This is a genomic window from Arthrobacter sp. B2060 (assembly GCF_059090445.1).
In genome coordinates this window covers 35583-53606 of record NZ_JBNHFR010000016.1, presented here as the reverse complement: position 1 = coordinate 53606, position 18024 = coordinate 35583, and the positions used below count along the sequence as shown (strand labels likewise).

15 protein-coding genes are annotated in these 18024 nt (G+C 67.1%); 9 read left to right on the top strand and 6 right to left on the bottom strand.

What is annotated here, in order from left to right:
- Positions 1-81 precede the first annotated feature (81 nt).
- Positions 82-753 (bottom strand): GntR family transcriptional regulator, encoded by a 672-nt coding sequence (locus AC5RUM_RS20825; RefSeq protein WP_494036729.1) that lies wholly within the window; start codon positions 751-753, stop codon positions 82-84.
- 141 nt (positions 754-894) lie between these two features.
- On the opposite strand from AC5RUM_RS20825, the gene glyA reads away from it, so the two are divergent.
- The 7 genes from glyA to purU are packed head-to-tail and all read left to right on the top strand — an operon-like array spanning position 895 to position 9757.
- The gene (gene glyA / locus AC5RUM_RS20820; protein ID WP_494036728.1) at positions 895-2235 is read left to right on the top strand and encodes a serine hydroxymethyltransferase; all 1341 of its coding nucleotides are present in this window, start codon (positions 895-897) and stop codon (positions 2233-2235) included.
- Positions 2232-3452 carry a sarcosine oxidase subunit beta family protein gene (locus AC5RUM_RS20815; RefSeq protein WP_494036727.1) on the top strand — a complete coding sequence of 407 codons (1221 nt, stop codon included), beginning with the start codon at positions 2232-2234 and terminating at the stop codon, positions 3450-3452. Before glyA ends, AC5RUM_RS20815 begins: the two co-directional genes overlap by 4 nt.
- Before the next feature lie 27 nt (positions 3453-3479).
- Positions 3480-3902, top strand: coding sequence for a sarcosine oxidase subunit delta (locus tag AC5RUM_RS20810; RefSeq protein ID WP_400580493.1), 423 nt, complete (start codon positions 3480-3482; stop codon positions 3900-3902).
- On the top strand, positions 3899-6856 hold the full coding sequence (locus AC5RUM_RS20805) for a sarcosine oxidase subunit alpha family protein (protein WP_494036726.1): 2958 nt from the start codon (positions 3899-3901) through the stop codon (positions 6854-6856). Before AC5RUM_RS20810 ends, AC5RUM_RS20805 begins: the two co-directional genes overlap by 4 nt.
- Positions 6849-7484, top strand: a complete 636-nt coding sequence (locus AC5RUM_RS20800; RefSeq protein ID WP_494036725.1) for a sarcosine oxidase subunit gamma — start codon at positions 6849-6851, stop codon at positions 7482-7484. The genes AC5RUM_RS20805 and AC5RUM_RS20800 overlap by 8 nt, the downstream gene beginning before the upstream one ends.
- Entirely contained in the window at positions 7484-8857 is a 1374-nt protein-coding gene (locus tag AC5RUM_RS20795; protein ID WP_494036724.1) for an L-serine ammonia-lyase, read from the top strand. Before AC5RUM_RS20800 ends, AC5RUM_RS20795 begins: the two co-directional genes overlap by 1 nt.
- A gap of 3 nt (positions 8858-8860) precedes the next feature.
- Complete coding sequence (gene purU / locus AC5RUM_RS20790) at positions 8861-9757, top strand: formyltetrahydrofolate deformylase (RefSeq protein ID WP_494036723.1); 897 nt, start codon at positions 8861-8863, stop codon at positions 9755-9757.
- A gap of 129 nt (positions 9758-9886) precedes the next feature.
- On the opposite strand, the gene AC5RUM_RS20785 is transcribed toward purU, so the two are convergent.
- The gene (locus AC5RUM_RS20785) at positions 9887-11461 is read right to left on the bottom strand and encodes a PucR family transcriptional regulator (RefSeq protein ID WP_494036722.1); all 1575 of its coding nucleotides are present in this window, start codon (positions 11459-11461) and stop codon (positions 9887-9889) included.
- Positions 11462-11567: 106 nt separating this feature from the next.
- On the opposite strand from AC5RUM_RS20785, the gene AC5RUM_RS20780 reads away from it, so the two are divergent.
- Positions 11568-13085, top strand: coding sequence for a purine-cytosine permease family protein (locus AC5RUM_RS20780; protein ID WP_494036721.1), 1518 nt, complete (start codon positions 11568-11570; stop codon positions 13083-13085).
- A 12-nt stretch (positions 13086-13097) separates the two neighbouring features.
- Positions 13098-14057: a polysaccharide deacetylase family protein gene (locus tag AC5RUM_RS20775; RefSeq protein WP_494036720.1), complete on the top strand. Its 960-nt coding sequence runs from the start codon at positions 13098-13100 to the stop codon at positions 14055-14057.
- A gap of 99 nt (positions 14058-14156) precedes the next feature.
- Here the strand turns inward: AC5RUM_RS20775 and bcp are convergent, their stop codons facing one another.
- The 4 genes from bcp to AC5RUM_RS20755 all read right to left on the bottom strand — a co-directional run bounded on the left by bcp (position 14157) and on the right by AC5RUM_RS20755 (position 17999).
- Positions 14157-14636 carry a thioredoxin-dependent thiol peroxidase gene (gene bcp, locus AC5RUM_RS20770; protein WP_494036719.1) on the bottom strand — a complete coding sequence of 160 codons (480 nt, stop codon included), beginning with the start codon at positions 14634-14636 and terminating at the stop codon, positions 14157-14159.
- A 132-nt stretch (positions 14637-14768) separates the two neighbouring features.
- Entirely contained in the window at positions 14769-15455 is a 687-nt protein-coding gene (locus tag AC5RUM_RS20765; protein WP_494036718.1) for a winged helix-turn-helix domain-containing protein, read from the bottom strand.
- 11 nt (positions 15456-15466) lie between these two features.
- Complete coding sequence (gene allB, locus AC5RUM_RS20760) at positions 15467-16810, bottom strand: allantoinase AllB (RefSeq protein WP_494036717.1); 1344 nt, start codon at positions 16808-16810, stop codon at positions 15467-15469.
- A complete protein-coding gene (locus AC5RUM_RS20755; RefSeq protein WP_494036716.1) occupies positions 16803-17999 on the bottom strand; it encodes a glycerate kinase in 1197 nt (398 codons plus the stop codon). Before AC5RUM_RS20755 ends, allB begins: the two co-directional genes overlap by 8 nt.
- Positions 18000-18024: the final 25 nt, after the last annotated feature.

The following is an 18024-nucleotide window of genomic DNA, read 5'->3' as shown; positions in this document are numbered from 1 at the left end:
AGTTGGACAGCGAAGGATCCCCCGGGAACTCCCGGGGGGATCCTTCGTGTGAGTGAGGGAGCGTTGGCTGGGGTGGCGGGCCTACAGCACCTTGCGGATGGTTTCCTCGAAGCTCGTCACGTGATGCAGGGCGAGCTCGCCTGCCTTGTCTGCGTCCCCGTCCGCCACGGCCTTCAGCAGGTCCACGTGCTCGGTAATGTGGCCGCTGACCGACGGGACCTTGTCCAGAACCACGCACCAGATGCGGGTGGCCAGGTTGTCGTAGCGGATCAGGGTGTCTTCCAGGTGCGGGTTGGCAGCCGCGCGGTAGATCAGGCGGTGCACCATCAGGTCGTAGCGCATCAGTTCCCGGGACTCCGCGGGATTGGGCGCGAGCTCCGCGATGGTCTCGGCGACCTCGAGTAGCTCGCGGCGCATGGCAGCGCTGGCGCGGGTGGCGGCACGGCGTGCCGCCAGCGGTTCCAGCAGCTCCCGGATTTCCGAGACGTCGGCCAGTTCCGTGAAGTCAACGGTGGTGGCAAAGGTTCCCCGGCGGGGATACGAAACCACGAGGTGGTCCACCTCCAGCCGCTTGATCGCCTCGCGTACCGGCGTCCGGCTGAAGCCGAGCTCGATGGCCAGCTGTCCGTCATTGATGGGTTCACCCGGGCGGATGTCCAGCATGATCAGCTTGTCGCGCAACTGCCGGTAAGCGGCCTCCGCCTGGGACGGCGCTTCTTCCTCGGCGGGAAGCAGGGCGGTCAGTGCATTCACGGCGCGGCTCCAATCCTGGATCGATCGGAAGCGGGACCCACTTTGCTTCCGGCTATTGACTCATTTGTGATTGCAATCATACCATTGAGACCAACACTGATATATCAGTCCAAGTCAAAAAGGTATTTCAAAGGAGCACCCGTGGTTGAGCAGTTGAACGAGCGACTTTCCGCAGTCGATCCCGAAATCCAGCAGGCGATTGACCGCGAGCTGGTGCGCCAGCAGTCGACCCTGGAGATGATCGCTTCGGAGAACTTCGCTCCGTCCGCCGTCATGGAAGCGCAGGGTTCGGTCCTCACGAACAAGTACGCCGAGGGCTACCCCGGCAAGCGCTACTACGGCGGCTGCGAACACGTCGATGTGGTCGAGCAGCTCGCCATTGACCGCGTGAAGGCCCTCTTCGGCGCCGAGTTCGCCAACGTCCAGCCGCACTCGGGCGCCCAGGCCAACGCGGCCGCAATGTTCGCACTGCTGAACCCGGGCGACACCATCATGGGCCTGGACCTGGCCCACGGTGGCCACCTCACCCACGGCATGCGCATCAACTTCTCCGGCAAGCTTTACAACGTGGTTCCCTACCGCGTCCGTGAATCCGACTTCCGGGTAGACATGGCCGAAGTCGAGGCCCTGGCACTGGAGCACAAGCCGAAGCTCATCGTCGCCGGCTGGTCCGCCTACTCCCGCCAGCTCGATTTCGCAGAATTCCGCCGGATCGCGGACCTCGTGGGCGCCTACCTCATGGTGGACATGGCCCACTTCGCCGGCCTGGTCGCGGCTGGGCTGCACCCCAACCCGGTTCCCTACGCCGACGTCGTCACCACCACCACCCACAAGACCCTGGGCGGACCGCGCGGCGGAGTCATCCTCGCCAAGGAGCAGTACGCCAAGAAGATCAACAGCGCCGTATTCCCAGGCCAGCAGGGCGGCCCGCTGGAGCACGTCATCGCCGCCAAGGCCGTGGCCTTCAAGCTCGCCGGCGGTCCCGAATTCAAGGAACGCCAGGAGCGCGTCCTGCAGGGCGCCAAGCTGCTCGCCGAGCGCTTCCTGCAGCCCGACGTCGAAGCTGCCGGCATCACCGTGGTCAACGGCGGCACGGACGTCCACCTGGTCCTCGTGGACCTGCGGAACTCCGAACTGGACGGCCAGCAGGCCGAAGACGCCCTGCACAAGATCGGCATCACGGTCAACCGCAACGCCGTACCGTTCGACCCCCGCCCGCCGATGGTCTCCTCGGGCCTCCGGATCGGCACCCCGGCCCTCGCCACCCGCGGCTTCGGCGCCGCCGAATTCACCGAGGTTGCAGACGTTATCGCGACGGCGCTCATCGCCTCCGCCGGCAGCGGCACCCTCGACGACGCGACCGCCGTCGAACTCCGTGCACGCGTGACGGCGCTCGCCGGACAGTTCCCCCTCTACCCGCACCTGAACGGCGACTCCGAGATTGCCGCCTTTGAGACAGACATGATTGGAGCAGCCCAGTGAGCACCCATCAGCTCCCGGAACACCCGGACTTCCTGTGGCGCAACCCGGAGCCCAAGTCCTCTTATGACGCCGTGATCGTGGGCGGCGGCGGGCACGGCCTGGCTACCGCCTACTTCCTGGCGAAGAACCACGGCATGACCAACATCGCCGTCCTCGAAAAGGGCTGGCTGGCCGGCGGCAACATGGCCCGCAACACCACCATCATCCGTTCCAACTACCTCTGGGACGAGAGCGCGGCCATCTACGAGCACGCCCTGAAGCTATGGGAGATCCTGCCGGAGGAGCTGGAGTACGACTTCCTGTTCAGCCAGCGCGGCGTCATGAACCTGGCCCACACCCTCGGCGACGTGCGCGAGAGCATCCGCCGCGTGGGCGCGAACAAGCTCAACGGCGTTGACGCCGAATGGCTGGAACCGGATCAGGTCAAGGAACTCTGCCCCATCCTGAACACCAGCGACAACATCCGCTACCCGGTCATGGGCGCCACCTACCAGCCGCGCGCCGGCATCGCCAAGCACGACCACGTCGCTTGGGCCTTCGCCCGCAAGTGCGACGAGATGGGCGTGGACATCATCCAGAACTGCGAAGTCACCGGCTTCCTTAAGGACGGCGAGCGCGTGGTGGGCGTCAAGACCAACCGCGGCACCATCAACACCGAAAAGGTGGGCCTGTGCGCCGCGGGCCACAGCTCGGTCCTGGCCGAGATGGCCGGATTCCGGCTTCCCATCCAGTCCCACCCGCTGCAGGCACTCGTGTCCGAACTCCACGAACCGGTCCACCCGACCGTGGTGATGTCCAACCACGTGCACGTGTACGTCTCCCAGGCGCACAAGGGCGAGCTGGTCATGGGCGCCGGCGTCGACTCCTACAACGGCTACGGCCAGCGCGGTTCCTTCCACGTGATCGAGCACCAGATGGCAGCCGCCGTCGAACTGTTCCCCATCTTTGCCAGGGCACACGTGCTCCGGACCTGGGGCGGCATCGTGGACACCACGCTCGACGCCTCACCCATCGTGGGACTCACCCCCGTGGAGAACATGTTCGTCAACTGCGGCTGGGGAACCGGCGGCTTCAAGGGCACACCAGCTGCCGGCCTGACCTTCGCGCACACCATCGCCACGGGAACACCGCACAAGCTGAACAGGCCGTTTGCCCTGGAGCGCTTCGAAACCGGTGCCCTGATCGACGAGCACGGCGCTGCCGCCGTCGCCCACTAGCCACGGTCCATAAGAAAGAAGACGCACATGCTGCTTATCTCCTGCCCCAACTGCGGCCCGCGGGACGAAACCGAGTTCCACTACGGCGGCCAGGCCCATGTGGCCTACCCCGAAAACCCCAACGATCTCAACGACCGGGAATGGGCTGAGTACCTGTTCTACCGCGATAACACCAAGGGCAGCTTCGCTGAGCGGTGGGTGCACAGCACCGGATGCCGGCAGTGGTTCAATATGCTCCGCGACACGGTCACCTACGACATCCAGGCCATCTACCCGATGGGCACGCCGCGGCCCGACGTGAGGATCCCCGCCGCGGCCGAAGCCGGAACTGCCAGCACCGCCGCTGACAGCACCACCACCGGGAATGCCGCACCCAGCATCTCTGCTACCAGCATCGCCCCGGCTGCTTCACCAGCCGGCACCACCGCCCCGAAGGGAGCAACGAAATGACTTCCCAGAACGCGCGCCTCAGCACCGGCGGACGCATCGACCGCAGCATCTCCTGGCGCTTCACGGTGGACGGCGAGGAATTCACGGGACACCCGGGCGACACGCTGGCCTCTGCGCTGCTCGCCAACGGCCGCGTCGCCGTCGGCAGCTCCCTGTACGAGGACCGGCCCCGCGGCATCATGGCCGCCGGGGTGGAAGAGCCCAACGCCCTGGTGCGGATCGAAGCCCGGTTCCCCGGTGACGTGGCCGAGTCCATGCTTCCCGCCACCACCGTCAGCCTGGTGGACGGCCTGAAGGCTGACCTGCTGAACGGCCTGGGCCGTCTGGACCCGGCCGATGACAAGGCGGAGTACGACAAGAAGTACGTCCACACCGACGTCCTCGTGATCGGCGGCGGCCCCGCAGGCCTCGCCGCCGCCCGCGAAGCAGTCCGGACCGGCGCCCGCGTCATCCTCATGGACGACCAGCCCGAACTGGGCGGATCGCTGCTGTCCGGATCCACGGCTCCCGGACTGGCGGACACCATCGAGGGCAAGCCCGCCCTGGAATGGGTTGCCGACGTCGAGGCCGAACTCGTGTCCGCCGCCGAATGCACCGTGTTGAACCGCACCACGGCCTTCGGCGCCTACGACGCCAACTACGTCATCGCAGTGCAGAACCGCACCGACCACCTGTCCAGCCCGGCCGCCCCCGGTGTGTCCCGCCAGCGTATTTGGCACATCCGTGCCAATCAGGTGGTCCTGGCCCCCGGCGCCCACGAGCGCCCCCTGGTGTTCGAGAACAACGACCGCCCCGGCATCATGCTCGCCTCGGCCGTCCGCAGCTACCTCAACCGCTACGCCGTCGCCGCTGGGACGCGGGTGGTCATCGGGACCACCAACGATTCGGCTTACGCCCTCGCCGCGGACCTGCGCGCCGCCGGCGTCAAGGTTGCGGCCATCGTCGACGCCCGTCCCGCCCTCACGCCGGCGGCTGCAGCCGCCGCCGAAGCCGGCACCCGCGTGCTGATCGGCAGCGCCGTGGCCGACACGGCTTCCGTCGCCGCCGGAACCGACACTGACGGCCGGATCAACAGCGTCACCGTCCGCAGCATCAACGACGACGGCGAACTCACCTCCGGCGTCGAGGAGATCGGCTGCGACCTGCTGGCAGTCTCCGGCGGCTGGAGCCCGCTGGTGCACCTGCACTCACAGCGGCAGGGCAAGCTGCGCTGGGACGAGGACCTGGCGGCCTTCGTGCCGTCCACCGTGGTCCCGAACCAGCAGACAATCGGTTCAGGCCGAGGCAGCTTCGATCTCGCTGACTGCCTCGCCGAAGGCATCTCCGCCGGAGCATCGGCGGCCATCGCCGCCGGCTTCGAGTCCGCAGTCCAGCCTTCCGTCCTCAGCGAGCCGAAAGCCTCCGGTACCACCCGCCAGCTGTGGCTGGTCCCCGGGCAGACCGGCACGCCGGACGACTGGCACCACCACTTCGTCGATTTCCAGCGCGACCAGTCCGTGGCCGACGTCCTGCGTTCCACCGGCGCAGGCATGCGGTCCGTGGAGCACATCAAGCGCTACACCTCCATCAGCACCGCGAACGACCAGGGCAAGACCTCGGGCGTCAACGCGATCGGCGTCATCGCCGCGGCCCTCCGGCAGGCCGGCGAAGCGTCCCGGGGCATCGGCGACATCGGCACCACCACCTACCGGGCGCCGTTCACCCCCGTGGCCTTCGCGGCACTGGCCGGACGCCAGCGCGGCGAGCTGTTCGACCCCGCCCGCGTCACCTCGATCCACCCGTGGCACGTCGCTCAGGGTGCACTGTTCGAGGACGTGGGGCAGTGGAAGCGGCCCTGGTACTACCCGCAGGGCGGGGAGGACATGGAAGAAGCCGTGCTCCGCGAGTGCGCCGCCGTCCGGGAATCAGTGGGATTCATGGACGCCACCACCCTCGGCAAGATCGAAATCCGGGGCAAGGACGCCGGTGAGTTCCTCAACCGGGTCTACACCAACGCGTTCAAGAAGCTCGCACCGGGGTCTGCCCGCTACGGCGTCATGTGCCTGCCCGACGGCATGATCTTCGACGACGGCGTGACCCTGCGCCTCGACGAGGACCGCTACTTCATGACCACCACCACCGGCGGCGCGGCGAAGGTGCTGGACTGGCTCGAGGAATGGCTGCAGACCGAGTGGCCGGAACTGGACGTGCACTGCACCTCGGTGACCGAGCAGTGGAGCACCATTGCCGTCGTCGGGCCCAAGTCCCGCGCGGTGATCGCAAAGGTGGCACCCGAACTTGCCGCCAACGGCGGCCTGGACGCCGAGGCGTTCCCGTTCATGACTTTCCGCGAAACCACCCTCGCCTCCGGCGTGCGGGCGCGGATCTGCCGCATCTCGTTCTCCGGTGAGCTGGCCTACGAGATCAACGTGCCGTCCTGGTACGGGCTGAACACCTGGGAATCCGTGGCCGCTGCAGGCGCCGAATTCAACATCACCCCGTACGGCACCGAAACCATGCACGTGCTCCGCGCTGAGAAGGGCTACCCGATCGTCGGGCAGGACACCGACGGCACGGTCACCCCGCAGGACGCCGGCATGGAGTGGATCGTCTCCAAGGCCAAGGACTTCATCGGCAAGCGCTCGTACTCCCGCGTGGACGCGCAGCGCGAAGACCGCAAGCACCTGGTCAGCGTCCTGCCCGTGGACGGCAGCCTGCGGTTGCCGGAAGGCACGCAGCTCGTGGAGAAGGGGATCCCTGTGAAAACTGCGTACGGGCCCGTGCCCATGCAGGGCTTCGTGACCTCGAGCTACCACAGCGCCGCACTCGGCAGGTCGTTCGCGCTGGCGCTGATCAAGAACGGCCGCAACCGCATCGGGGAGACCCTCGTGGCCGCCGCCGGCGACCAGCTGGTCGACGTTGTTGTCGCAGAAACCGTACTTTTTGACCCCGAAGGGACCCGCAAAGATGGCTAATACCGCAGCTTTCACAGGCATCAATGGACTCCGGGAAATCCGCCGCAGCCCTGCATCGCACCTGGCTGGTGCCATGGAGGCTGGCTCCATCGAAGGAACGGTCGTCCTGAAAGAGGGACAGTTCCAGACCATGGCGGGCGTCCGGGTGGATCCCGGCTCCGAGGCAGGGGCACGGATCGCGTCGGTCACCGGCGGGCTGCCGGCACGCTGCGGCGAAGTGGCCGGCACTGAGCGCGTCACGGTTCTGTGGCTGGGCCCGCAGGAATTCCTGGTCGTGGCTCCGGAAGAGGCCCACGACTCCCTGGGCGGCGACCTGATCGGCTCCCTCGTGGCCGCCCTGGGCGACGCCCCGGGCCAGGTGGTGGACCTGTCCGCCAACCGCACGACGTTCGAGCTCTCCGGAGCGCGGGCCCGGGCCGTGCTGGAGAAGGGCTGCTCCCTGGACCTGCACCCGCGCAGCTTCACGCCGGGGACCGCCCTGAACACCGAAGTGGGCAACATCCCGGTGGTCCTGTTCAAGACCGGCGACGAAAGCTTCCGGCTGTTCCCCCGCGCCTCCTTTGCGGACTACCTTGGCCGGTGGCTCCTGGACGCCATGAGGGAGTTCGCTTCCCCCGAGGTACCCTGATGGCGCTCAGCGCCCTGGATCTGTTTTCTGTTGGCATCGGGCCGTCGTCGTCACACACGGTCGGCCCGATGCGGGCAGCAAAGCAGTTCGCTGACGGACTGAAAGGCACCGGGCTCCTGAGCTCAACCACGCGGGTCCAGGCAGAGCTGTTCGGATCGCTCGGCGCGACCGGCCGCGGCCACGGCTCGGACAAGGCTGTGGTCCTCGGACTGCAGGGCCTGGAGCCGGAAACCGTGGACACGTCCACTGCGGACGACCAGGTGGCTGCCGCCGCACTGGACGCCGAACTGCGCATCGGGGGAGACCACCGGGTGGACTTCAACTGGGACGAGGACGTGGTGCTGCACCGCCGGAAGTCGCTGCCCGCACACCCGAACGGCATGACCTTCCGGGCCCTGGACCACACCGGTGCTGTCCTCAGCGAGCGAAGCTTCTATTCCATCGGAGGCGGTTTCGTCGTTGACGGCGACGCCGCCCCCGGCGACAACGTGGTGGCTGATGACACCCCGCTGCCGTACCCCTTCACCACCGCCGACGAACTCCTGGCGATCTGCCGACGTGAAGGCATGTCGATTTCCGACGTGATGCTCGCCAACGAGCTGGTGTGGCGCAGCGAAGCGGAGCTCCGCGAGGAGCTGCTGAAGCTGTGGGCGGTCATGCGCGAATGCGTGGACAACGGATGCTCCGCGGAGGGGATCCTTCCCGGCGGGCTGAAGGTGAGGCGGCGTGCGCCGCAGCTCTTCCAGACCCTGACGGCGGACACCGGCGTCACCGATCCGCTCCGGGCGATGGAGTGGGTGAACCTCTTCGCGCTCGCCGTCAACGAGGAGAACGCGGCCGGGGGCCGCATCGTCACCGCCCCCACCAACGGCGCGGCCGGAATCGTCCCGGCCGTCCTGCACTACTACGCGAAGTTTATTCCGGGGGCGGACGACGACGGAGTCGTGCGCTTCCTGCTGGCGGCAGCCGCCGTCGGAATTCTGTTCAAAGTCAACGCCTCCATTTCCGGCGCTGAAGTGGGCTGCCAGGGCGAAGTGGGCTCGGCCTGCTCCATGGCGGCAGCCGGGCTGTGCGAGGTGCTCGGGGGAACGCCCGAACAGGTGGAAAACGCCGCCGAAGTCGGAATCGAACACAACCTCGGGCTGACCTGCGACCCCGTGGGCGGCCTGGTGCAGATCCCGTGCATCGAGCGGAACGCGATCGCCAGCGTGAAGGCCATCAACGCCGCGCGGCTGGCGCTGCACGGCGACGGCAGCCACAAAGTGTCCCTGGACAAAGCCATTAAAACCATGCGTGAAACAGGAGCTGACATGAAAACCAAGTACAAGGAGACGTCCCGAGGGGGCCTCGCCGTGAATGTGATCGAGTGCTGAGCCATGACTGCCACTAAACCTGAATCTATCCCTGCCGAGCCCGCAACCACCGTCGAGCACGTCCTGACGCTCGACTGCCGGGAGTCGCCGGGCATCGTCCACGCCGTCTCCGGCTTCCTGCTGGAGCACGGCTGCGACATCATCGACAACCAGCAGTTCGGCGAACGCTCCGAAGGGCACTTCTTCATGCGGGTGCACTTTGCGTCCGACGGCGATGCCTCCACCGCGGACACCCTGCGTGCCGCTTTTGGCCCCGTGGCCGAACGCTTCGGGATGCGCTGGCGGCTGGAGCCGCACGGATCCAAGCGACGCGTGCTGATCATGGTCTCCAAGTTCGGGCACTGCCTCAACGATCTGCTCTTCCGTGCCCGCATCGGTGAACTCCCCGTGGACGTGGTGGCCGTGGTCTCCAACCACACCGACCACCAGACGCTCGTGGAATGGCACGGCATCCCGTTCTTCCACGTGCCCGTCACGGCGGATACCAAGCCTGCAGCAGAGGCGCGGCTGCTGGAACTCGTGGACGAGTTCGACGTCGAGCTCGTGGTGCTGGCTCGCTACATGCAGGTCCTCAGTGACAACCTCACCCGCAAACTGGAGGGGCGTGCCATTAACATCCACCACTCGTTCCTGCCGAGCTTCAAGGGCGCCAAGCCGTACCACCAGGCCTACGCCCGGGGCGTGAAGACCGTCGGCGCCACCGCGCACTACGTCAACGCGGAGCTCGACGAGGGACCCATCATCTCGCAGCAGGTGGTGGACGTGGACCACACGTACGGGCCGGAGGACCTGGTGGCCGCCGGCCGCGACACCGAATGCAAGGCCCTCAGCAACGCCGTCCGCTGGCACTGCGAGGGCCGGGTGATCCTCCACGGCAACAGGACGGTTGTGCTCCGGTAACTGCTGGCCAGGCCCCGGACGCTCCCTCACTTCCCGCCGCTTGATTCGAGACGCTCCCTCACCCGTGAGGGAGCGTCTCGTTTTTTTCTTGCGAAAGGTGAGGGAGCGTCCTCCCAGTTGCCCACCGGGCTACAGCGCGGCGAGCCGGGTTGCCAGATGCTGTGCCGCGAGCCTTCCTGTTCCCCGCGGATCGCCGCCGCACAGCTCAAAAATCCGCTGTAGCCGGTGGTGCATGGACTGCCTCTCGACGTGCAGTTCCCTGGCTGCCTGCGCAGTGTTGCAGCCGGAGTCGAGCCAGATCGCCAGGGTTCTCAGCAGCTGGGAGTTCCGCCGCTCGTCGTGCTCGAGCACGGGACCTAGCTGCTGGCGGACATAATCCTGCCGCGCCGCCTGGTCCAGGTGCTGCGCCGCCAGCCGCTCCACGGCGAGTTCTTCGACGTCGACCACCAGTCCGGCCGAGTCCGACGTCGGCAGGTCCGCACGGAGCCCCTGGCTCCCCGCGATGTCCAGCGCACACCTGGCCTCCGTGAGCGACCACGTTGCGTTCTCAATCCCGGCTGCGAGAGGGCCCACTGCAGTTGTGGTTCCGGCGTCGACGGGAAGTCCCCGCAGGGCGTCCACGAGATCTGCGCGGGCTGCGGCTTCCCGGCCGCCCGGAAGTACCGCAAGAGCGAGGAGCTCGGAATTGTCCACATAGCTGGCGCTCTGCTGGGCCGACTTCTTCAGGATCTTGTCCATCGCGGACCGCAACTGCTGCGACGTGGACGTACGGACGATCACCGCCACCGCCGTCGCCGCCGTCGGGATCCCGGCGGCGGGCGCGAGCTGCTGAAGCCGCCAAGGCTGGCTGCCGGAACTGACCGCGCGCAGCAGGGCGGTGCCGGCCACCTCCTTCAACCCGGGCGGCATCCGCTGCAGCAATGCCAGGGACAGGATGTCAACACACCTGCCTCCTGCAACGCGTGCCAGGTTGACGTCACCGTGCGGCGGAACGGTGATGGCCAGCCTCGCCGAGGGCACCCCGCGGACGGGCACGTCGATGTTGATGAGCGTCCCGTCCGTTCCTGGGCCGCGCCCCGGCATGTTTCCCTGTGGTTCGTCGGGCCCTGAGCCCTCTGTAGGACTTAAGGCCCCGTCGGCGGGCACAGCGCTGCCCAGCGTCACGCCCGAAACAGTCGAGAGCTCGAGGGCCGCTTCAATGTTGCCGGCAAGGACGGCAAGGATCTGATCGAGGCTGCTGCCATGGGCCAGCTCCACCGCCATCGCATGGCTGGCTTCGTCGGCGCGGCGCAGGTGCGCCACTGATTCGCTGACCAGCATCGAATTGATGGCCTGCATGATGCCGACGAACGGCACAACTTTTCGGAATTCGATGAGGGGCAGCCCTGCCTCTTCCGCGGCCCGGATCATCGACGACGGCAGTGAGGGCAGGGTCTGCCCGCTCTCCACGGCGAGGGCGCCAACGCCACGGCCGGCAAGTTGCCGGACGTAGTCCACGCGGCGCGCATCTGAAGCCGAAACCAGGGCATCGCCTCCGGTGAGGAGCAGTTCGCCGCCGCTGAGCAGGGGAGCAATGTCCAAGACCTCACTGGAATGGACCCACCGCAGCTGCGTTCCCGCGACCGCGGCGGCCCCGGCGCGGATCACGGGATCGGCGGCGGTGAAGGTGGGGTGTTTCAGAACTTCGCTGAGCAGGATCGGCATGACGCTCCGTATTGCATGTGGCCTTTTTGATGTACACATCGTATCTTGTTGGGTGTGGTCTGGCGCACATAACCTGAAAGTGTTCCATTTCCCCTCGGAGGCCCACATGCACAACAATTCCACTGCAGTCCCGGCTGGCCCGGGGCCCGTAGCCGACAAAGACGTCGAAGCTTGGCTGCAGCCCATCCCTGAATCACAGCGCACGCGAAAGGTCTCAGGCCAGTTCTGGATCTGGGCCGGAGCCAACCTGGCGCCCATCAACTGGGTTCTGGGAGCCCTGGGCATCCACCTCGGACTCGGCTTTGCTGACACTGTCACTGTGCTGGTCTTGGGGAACCTCATCGGAATGCTGCTGTTCGGATGCTTCGTCCTGCTCGGCCAGAAGACCGGAGCCACCGGCATGGTCCTGGCCCGCGCGGCCTTTGGACGGCGCGGAAACTACCTGCCGGCCGCCATCCAGGCGCTGCTCGTCATCGGCTGGTGCGCCGTCAACACCTGGATCATCCTGGATCTGGTGATGGCGCTCTTCGGAACACTTGGATGGGTGGATCCCACGGCCCACAACTACGCCTGGAAGATCGGCGTCGCCACCGCCATCATGGCCGCACAGGTGGCCATCGCCTGGTTCGGCTACAAGGCCATTGCTGCATTTGAAAAGTGGACAGTGCCGCCCACCATCATCATTCTGGCAGTCATGTCCGCAGTCGCCTGGTTCGGCATGAAGATCAACTGGACCTACGCCGGACCAGCGGGCAATATCCTCGAAGGCTCTGAACGGATCGCCGCCATGAGCGCTGTCATGACGGCGATCGGCATCGGCTGGGGTATCACCTGGTTCACCTATGCCGCAGACTACTCCCGCTTTGTCAGCACCGAGGTCCCCAAGCGCAAGGTCTACCTGGCCTCGGTTCTGGGCCAGTTCATCCCCGTCGTCTGGCTGGGAATCCTGGGCGCCAGCCTGGCCACCAACAGCGGCGAGATCGATCCCGGAAAACTCATCGTCCAGAACTTCGGCGTCCTGGCTCTGCCGGTTCTGCTCATGGTCCTGCACGGTCCCATCGCCACGAACATCCTGAACATCTACACCTTCTCAGTCGCCACCCAGGCCCTCGACATCTCCGTCAGCCGGCACAAGCTGAACCTGTTCGTCGGCGTGTTCTCCCTCGCCGCCGTCGTCTTCTTCATCTTCCAGGAGGACTTCGCGGCGGTGCTCGACGCCTGGCTCATCGGGCTCGTTGCCTGGGTGGCTGCCTGGGGCGGTGTGATGCTGGTGCACTACTTCTGGATCGAAAAGCGCTGGCCCGGCGAGCCTGAACGGCTGTTCGACGCCGTAGGCACCAAGCGGCTCCCCGGGATCAACTGGGCCGGCGTCGTATCCCTCCTGGTCGGCATTTTCTCCACCTGGCTGTTCATGTACGGGCTCGTGCCCGCCATGCAGGGCCCCGTCGCAGTTGCCCTGGGAGGCTGGGACCTGTCCTGGCTGGCCGGCGGACTCAGCAGTGCCGCGAGCTACGCAATTCTTGGCCCCCGGATGCACCGGAAGTTTCTGGCCGGTGGCGAGTCGCTCCCGGCAGCGATCCCTGTAGCGGCGAACAGCCCGTCCACCACCGCAGCCACGCTCTAGAGAGGAACCAACATGGAATTCCCCGCCTTCCCGGACTCCGCCCACCCCATTACCTGGCCCGCCGGCTACCGGGCGGCCGCGTCCTTCACCTTCGATGTGGACGCCGAGTCATGCACCATCGCCCACGATCCAACCAGCACGCGCCGCATGTCCCTCATGACCCACCAGTCCTATGGACCCAGGGTTGCGGTGCCGCGGCTGCTGCAGATCCTCCAGCGCCAGGACATCCAGGCCACGTTCTTCATCCCCGGATTCACCGCGGAAAGCTACCCCGACGTTGTACGCCGGATCGTCGACGCTGGCCACGAGATCGCCCACCACGGCTACCTGCACGAACCGATGCAGGGCATCGACGCCGCCACCGAGGCCCGGTACATCGACAGGGGACTGGAGGCGCTGGCCAAAGTCGCGGGGGTGCGTCCGGTCGGCTATCGCGCTCCCTGGTGGGAGCTGAACTGGCACTCGCCCGCGTTGCTGGCTGACCGCGGCTTCCTGTATGACTCCAGCCTGCTCGACGGCGATGCACCCTACCGCTTCAGCGTCGCAGACGGCGATCCCCGGGATCTGGTCGAAATCCCCGTCGACTGGGCACTCGACGACTGGGAGCAGTACGCCTTCTATCCGGGAGTGACCGGCAGCGGAGTGATCGAAAGCCCGGCCAAGGTCCTGGAAATGTGGACCCTGGAGGCTGAAGCCCACCACGCGGCCGGAAGCTGCTTCGTGCTGACGAACCACCCGTTTATCTCCGGACGGCCGTCCAAAGCGGTGGCACTGGAACAGCTGATCAGCCGCGTCAAGGCCATGGACGGGATGTGGGTCACCACCCTGGCCAAGATCGCCGAGCATACGCGGGACACCGTCGCGGAGGTGCACAGCCACGCCCGGATCGAGGTTCCGGCATTCCCCGACGCCGGCGCGCACTTCACCCCGGCCCAGGTCCGCCAGCCGCAGCTGGCCGCCGACCAGCTCTGACGCTCCCGCACTTCCTGTCGATTAACGCCAGACGCTCCCTCACGTGAATGAAGTGAGGGAGCGTCTGGCGTTTGGCTGCAACAGGTGAGGGAGGGTGGCTTAGACGCCGAGGGCTTCCTTCAGCGCCTGGACGTGGCCCTGGGCCTTGACCTGGTACTGGGCCAGCTTGACCTTGCCTTCGGGGTCCAGCACAACCGTGGAGCGGACGATGCCCTCGCGGACCTCTCCGTCGACGAGCTTTTCACCCCAGGCGCCGTAGGCGAGGGCCACTGCGTGGTCCTCGTCGGCGAGGAGGGGGAAGGTCAGCTCGAAGTCGCCGGTGAAGTTGGCCAGCTTTTCCGGAGCGTCGGGGGAGACCCCGAGGACCTCGTAGCCGGAGCCCTGCAGGGAGGCCAGGTTGTCGCGGAAGTCGCAGGCTTCGGTGGTGCAGCCGGGGGTGGCCGCCTCGGGGTAGAAGTAGACAATGACGTTCTTGCCGCGGTAGTCGGCCAGCTTGGTGTGCTTGCCTTCGGCGTCCGGCAGGGTGAAGTCAGGCGCCTGGGTTCCGGGCTGGAGCTTCGTGGTCAGTTGGGTGCTCATGGCTTTTCCTTCGGATGGATCGTGCAATGCACAGCTGTGCTGTACATAACCGTGCAGTACATAACTGTGCTGTAGATGAATCTGCGGTACAAAGCTGGTCGGACAACAATGCTCAAGTGGATAACAGCCCAGCTAGATGCTGTATTCCGCCGGTCCGCGTACGGTTGCGGCAGGACCGGGAACAAACCGGTAGCCTCCGCCGCGGACGGTGGCGATCGCATGGCGGCCGCCGCGCAGCTTCCGCCGCACCCGCCCGACATACACGTCGATCGAGCGGGGCGCAGCACCGGGATTGTCGAACCGCTCCAGGAACTGCTGCAGTTCCTCCCGGCTGATCGTTCGTGAACAATTCTCCACGAGGTAGCGCAGGAGCGTGAATTCGACGCCGGTAAGTGACACAGCTTTACCGTCCAGCAGCACCTCGCCTTTGGCGAGGTCGACGGCGACCCGGCTGACAGGGCCGGGTGACGGCGGAAGGAAGGAGGCGCCGTCGTCGTCCTCGTGCGGGGAGTCCTCCGGGGAGGACGACGACGGCGTGGGAGTGCCGCCGTCGGGCCCCGCCGGTGCCCCCTCCCCAGGGGGCATCGCGGCGGGTGTGATCCCGACGGCGGACGTTGCAGCTCCGGCGGCGGGCCAGTGGACTTCCGCCTCCGGGGCAATCTTCAGGGCGCGCGCCAGCACCAGTTCGGCGGCGCGTGCCAAGACGGCATCATCGATTTCCTGCCCTGCCCCGACGGTCACCCAGACGGCCAGTCCCCGCGCCTTAAGAGTGGGCGCGCACCGTCCCCTCGGAGCCGGCGTGTGGGCATGAACAGCCATGGCAGGACGCCTCAGACGCCGCCGCGGCGGATCAGTTTGCCGCTGGGGGTCTGTCCGTCCACCACAGCACCGCGCAGGTAGGTGCGGCGCACGACGCCGGAGAGTGCCTTGCCGTCGTACGGGGTGATGGGGTTCTTGTGCTTCAGCTTGGAGACGTCCACCACGAAGGCCTCGTCGGGCGCGAAGATGGAGAAGTCGGCGTCGTACCCGAGGGCCAGCTGGCCCTTGTTGGAGAGGCGGGCCAGGGCGGCGGGCTTCTCGGCCATCCAGGATACGACCTGTTCCAGCGGGATGCCGCGGTGCCGGGCCTCGGTCCAGATCAGCGACAGGCCCAGCTGCAGCGAGGAGACGCCGCCCCAGGCCACGGCAAAGTCGCCGTTCTCCAGGTCCTTCAGGTCAAGCGTCGACGGGGAGTGGTCCGAGACAATGCAGTCGATGGTGCCTTCCTGCAGGCCCTTCCAGAGCAGCTCGCGGTTGGAGGCCTCGCGGATGGGCGGGCAGCACTTGTAAGCGGTGGCGCCGTTGGGGATTTCCTCGGCCATCAGCGTGAGGTAGTGCGGGCACGTCTCCACGGTGAGGTGGACGCCGTCGCGCTTGGCGGAGGCGATCATCGGCAGCGCGTCCGAGGAGGACAGGTGCAGGATGTGGGCGCGGGCGCCGGTCCAGCGGGCACGCTCGATGACCTCGGCGATGGCCTTGTTTTCGGCGCCGCGGGGGCGGGAGGCGAGGAACGTGGAGTACTGGTCGCCGCCCGGGTGCGGGGCATGGTCGATGGCGTGCGAGTCCTCAGCGTGGACGATCATGAGCGAGTCGAAGGACTTCAGCTCGCGCATGTCCTCCTCCATCTCGTCCGCGTCCAGGTGCGGGAACTCGTCCACGCCGGAGTGCAGCAGGAAGCACTTGAAGCCGAACACGCCCTCGTCGTGCAGAGGGCGCAGGTCGGCCTTGTTGCCGGGGATGGCGCCGCCCCAGAACCCGACGTCAACAAACGCCTGGTCCTCGGCGACTTCGCGCTTGAGCTTGAGGCCGTCCACGTTGGTGGTGGGCGGGATGGAGTTCAGCGGCATGTCGATGATGGTGGTGACGCCGCCGGCGGCAGCGGCGCGGGTGGCGGACGCGAAGCCCTCCCACTCGGTGCGGCCGGGCTCGTTGACGTGGACGTGGGTGTCCACCAGGCCGGGGATGAGTGTCTCGTCGTCGCCGAGTTCGATCACTTCAGCGCCGGACAGGCCGTTGCCGAGCGGCTCGATCGCGACGATCTTGCCGCCGCGCACACCCACTTCACGCGCGGCGATGCCGGCAGTGGTGAGGATGCGCTGGCCCCGGATGACCAGGTCAAATCGTTCTTCAGACATTCAGGGGCTCCTTTATATTGGCGCGGGCGGGCGTCAGGGCTCCCAGCTCCCGCCCGATGTGCTTTCCCAATTCTTCAAGCAGAGGTCCTGCCTCGGCTATGCATACTTCTACCTTGGCCTCCAGCGAGGTCAGGGGGTAGACCTGCCGGAAGCCGGATTCCCGCTGCTGCCGCGGCGTGAGGGTGGTGCGGCCACAGACGGCCACCACCGGAACGCCGGCCGCGGCGGCTGCGCGGGCCACCCCCACGGGCGTCTTGCCCAGCAGGCTCTGCTCGTCCAGGCTGCCCTCACCCGTGATAACGAGATCGGCGCCTTCGAGGCGGTCGGCCAGTTGGGTGAATTCGAGGACGACGTCGATGCCCGGCCTGCGGGTCGCGGCCAGGACCGCGATGGCCGCGTAGCCAACCCCACCGGCCGCCCCGGCGCCCGGCGCGCCCGCGGCTTTCATCGCGCGGGGGCCGATCTCGGCGGCGAGGACGTCCACAAAGTGGGCGAGGGCGGCGTCGAGGTCTGTCACGTCCGCCGCCGTCGCGCCTTTTTGCGGGCCGAAGATGGCCGGTGCCCCGTCCTGTCCCAGCAGCGGGTTGTCCACGTCGCTGGCGAGGATGAAGCGGGCATCGTCCAGCCGGGTGTCGAAGCCGGAGAAGTCGATGCTCGCGAGCCGGGCGAGGGCAGCGCCGCCCGGAGGCAGTTCGTTGCCGTCGGCGTCGAGGAGCCTGGCGCCGAGTCCCTGCAGGAGCCCGGCGCCGCCGTCGGTGTTGGCGCTTCCGCCGACGCCCAGAACGATCCGCCGGCACCCTGCGTCCAGGGCTGCCCGGATGAGTTCTCCAGTGCCCAGGCTGCTGGAGGTCCGGGCAGTCGTGGAATCCGGCTGACCGCCGTTCCCGGAGGTGCCGGGCAGGACGGCCAGGCCGGAGGCAGCCGCCATCTCGATGACTGCCTCCCGCCCGCGGACCGCGAACTCTGCCGTGAGCGGCTGCCCGGTAGGGCCGCTGACCACGGCGCTCCGGCGCGTGAAGCCGGAGCCGGCGGCGGCATCCAAGGTGCCTTCGCCGCCGTCGGCCACGGGGATCCGGAGGACCTCCAGGTTGTGGCCGACGGCCGACTGCAGGCCCTTCTCCAGGTGCCGGGCGACATCCGGGGCGGAGAGCGAGCCCTTGAATTTGTCCGGCGCGATCACAATGCGCATGGCGGTGCCTGTTCTTTCTGGCGCT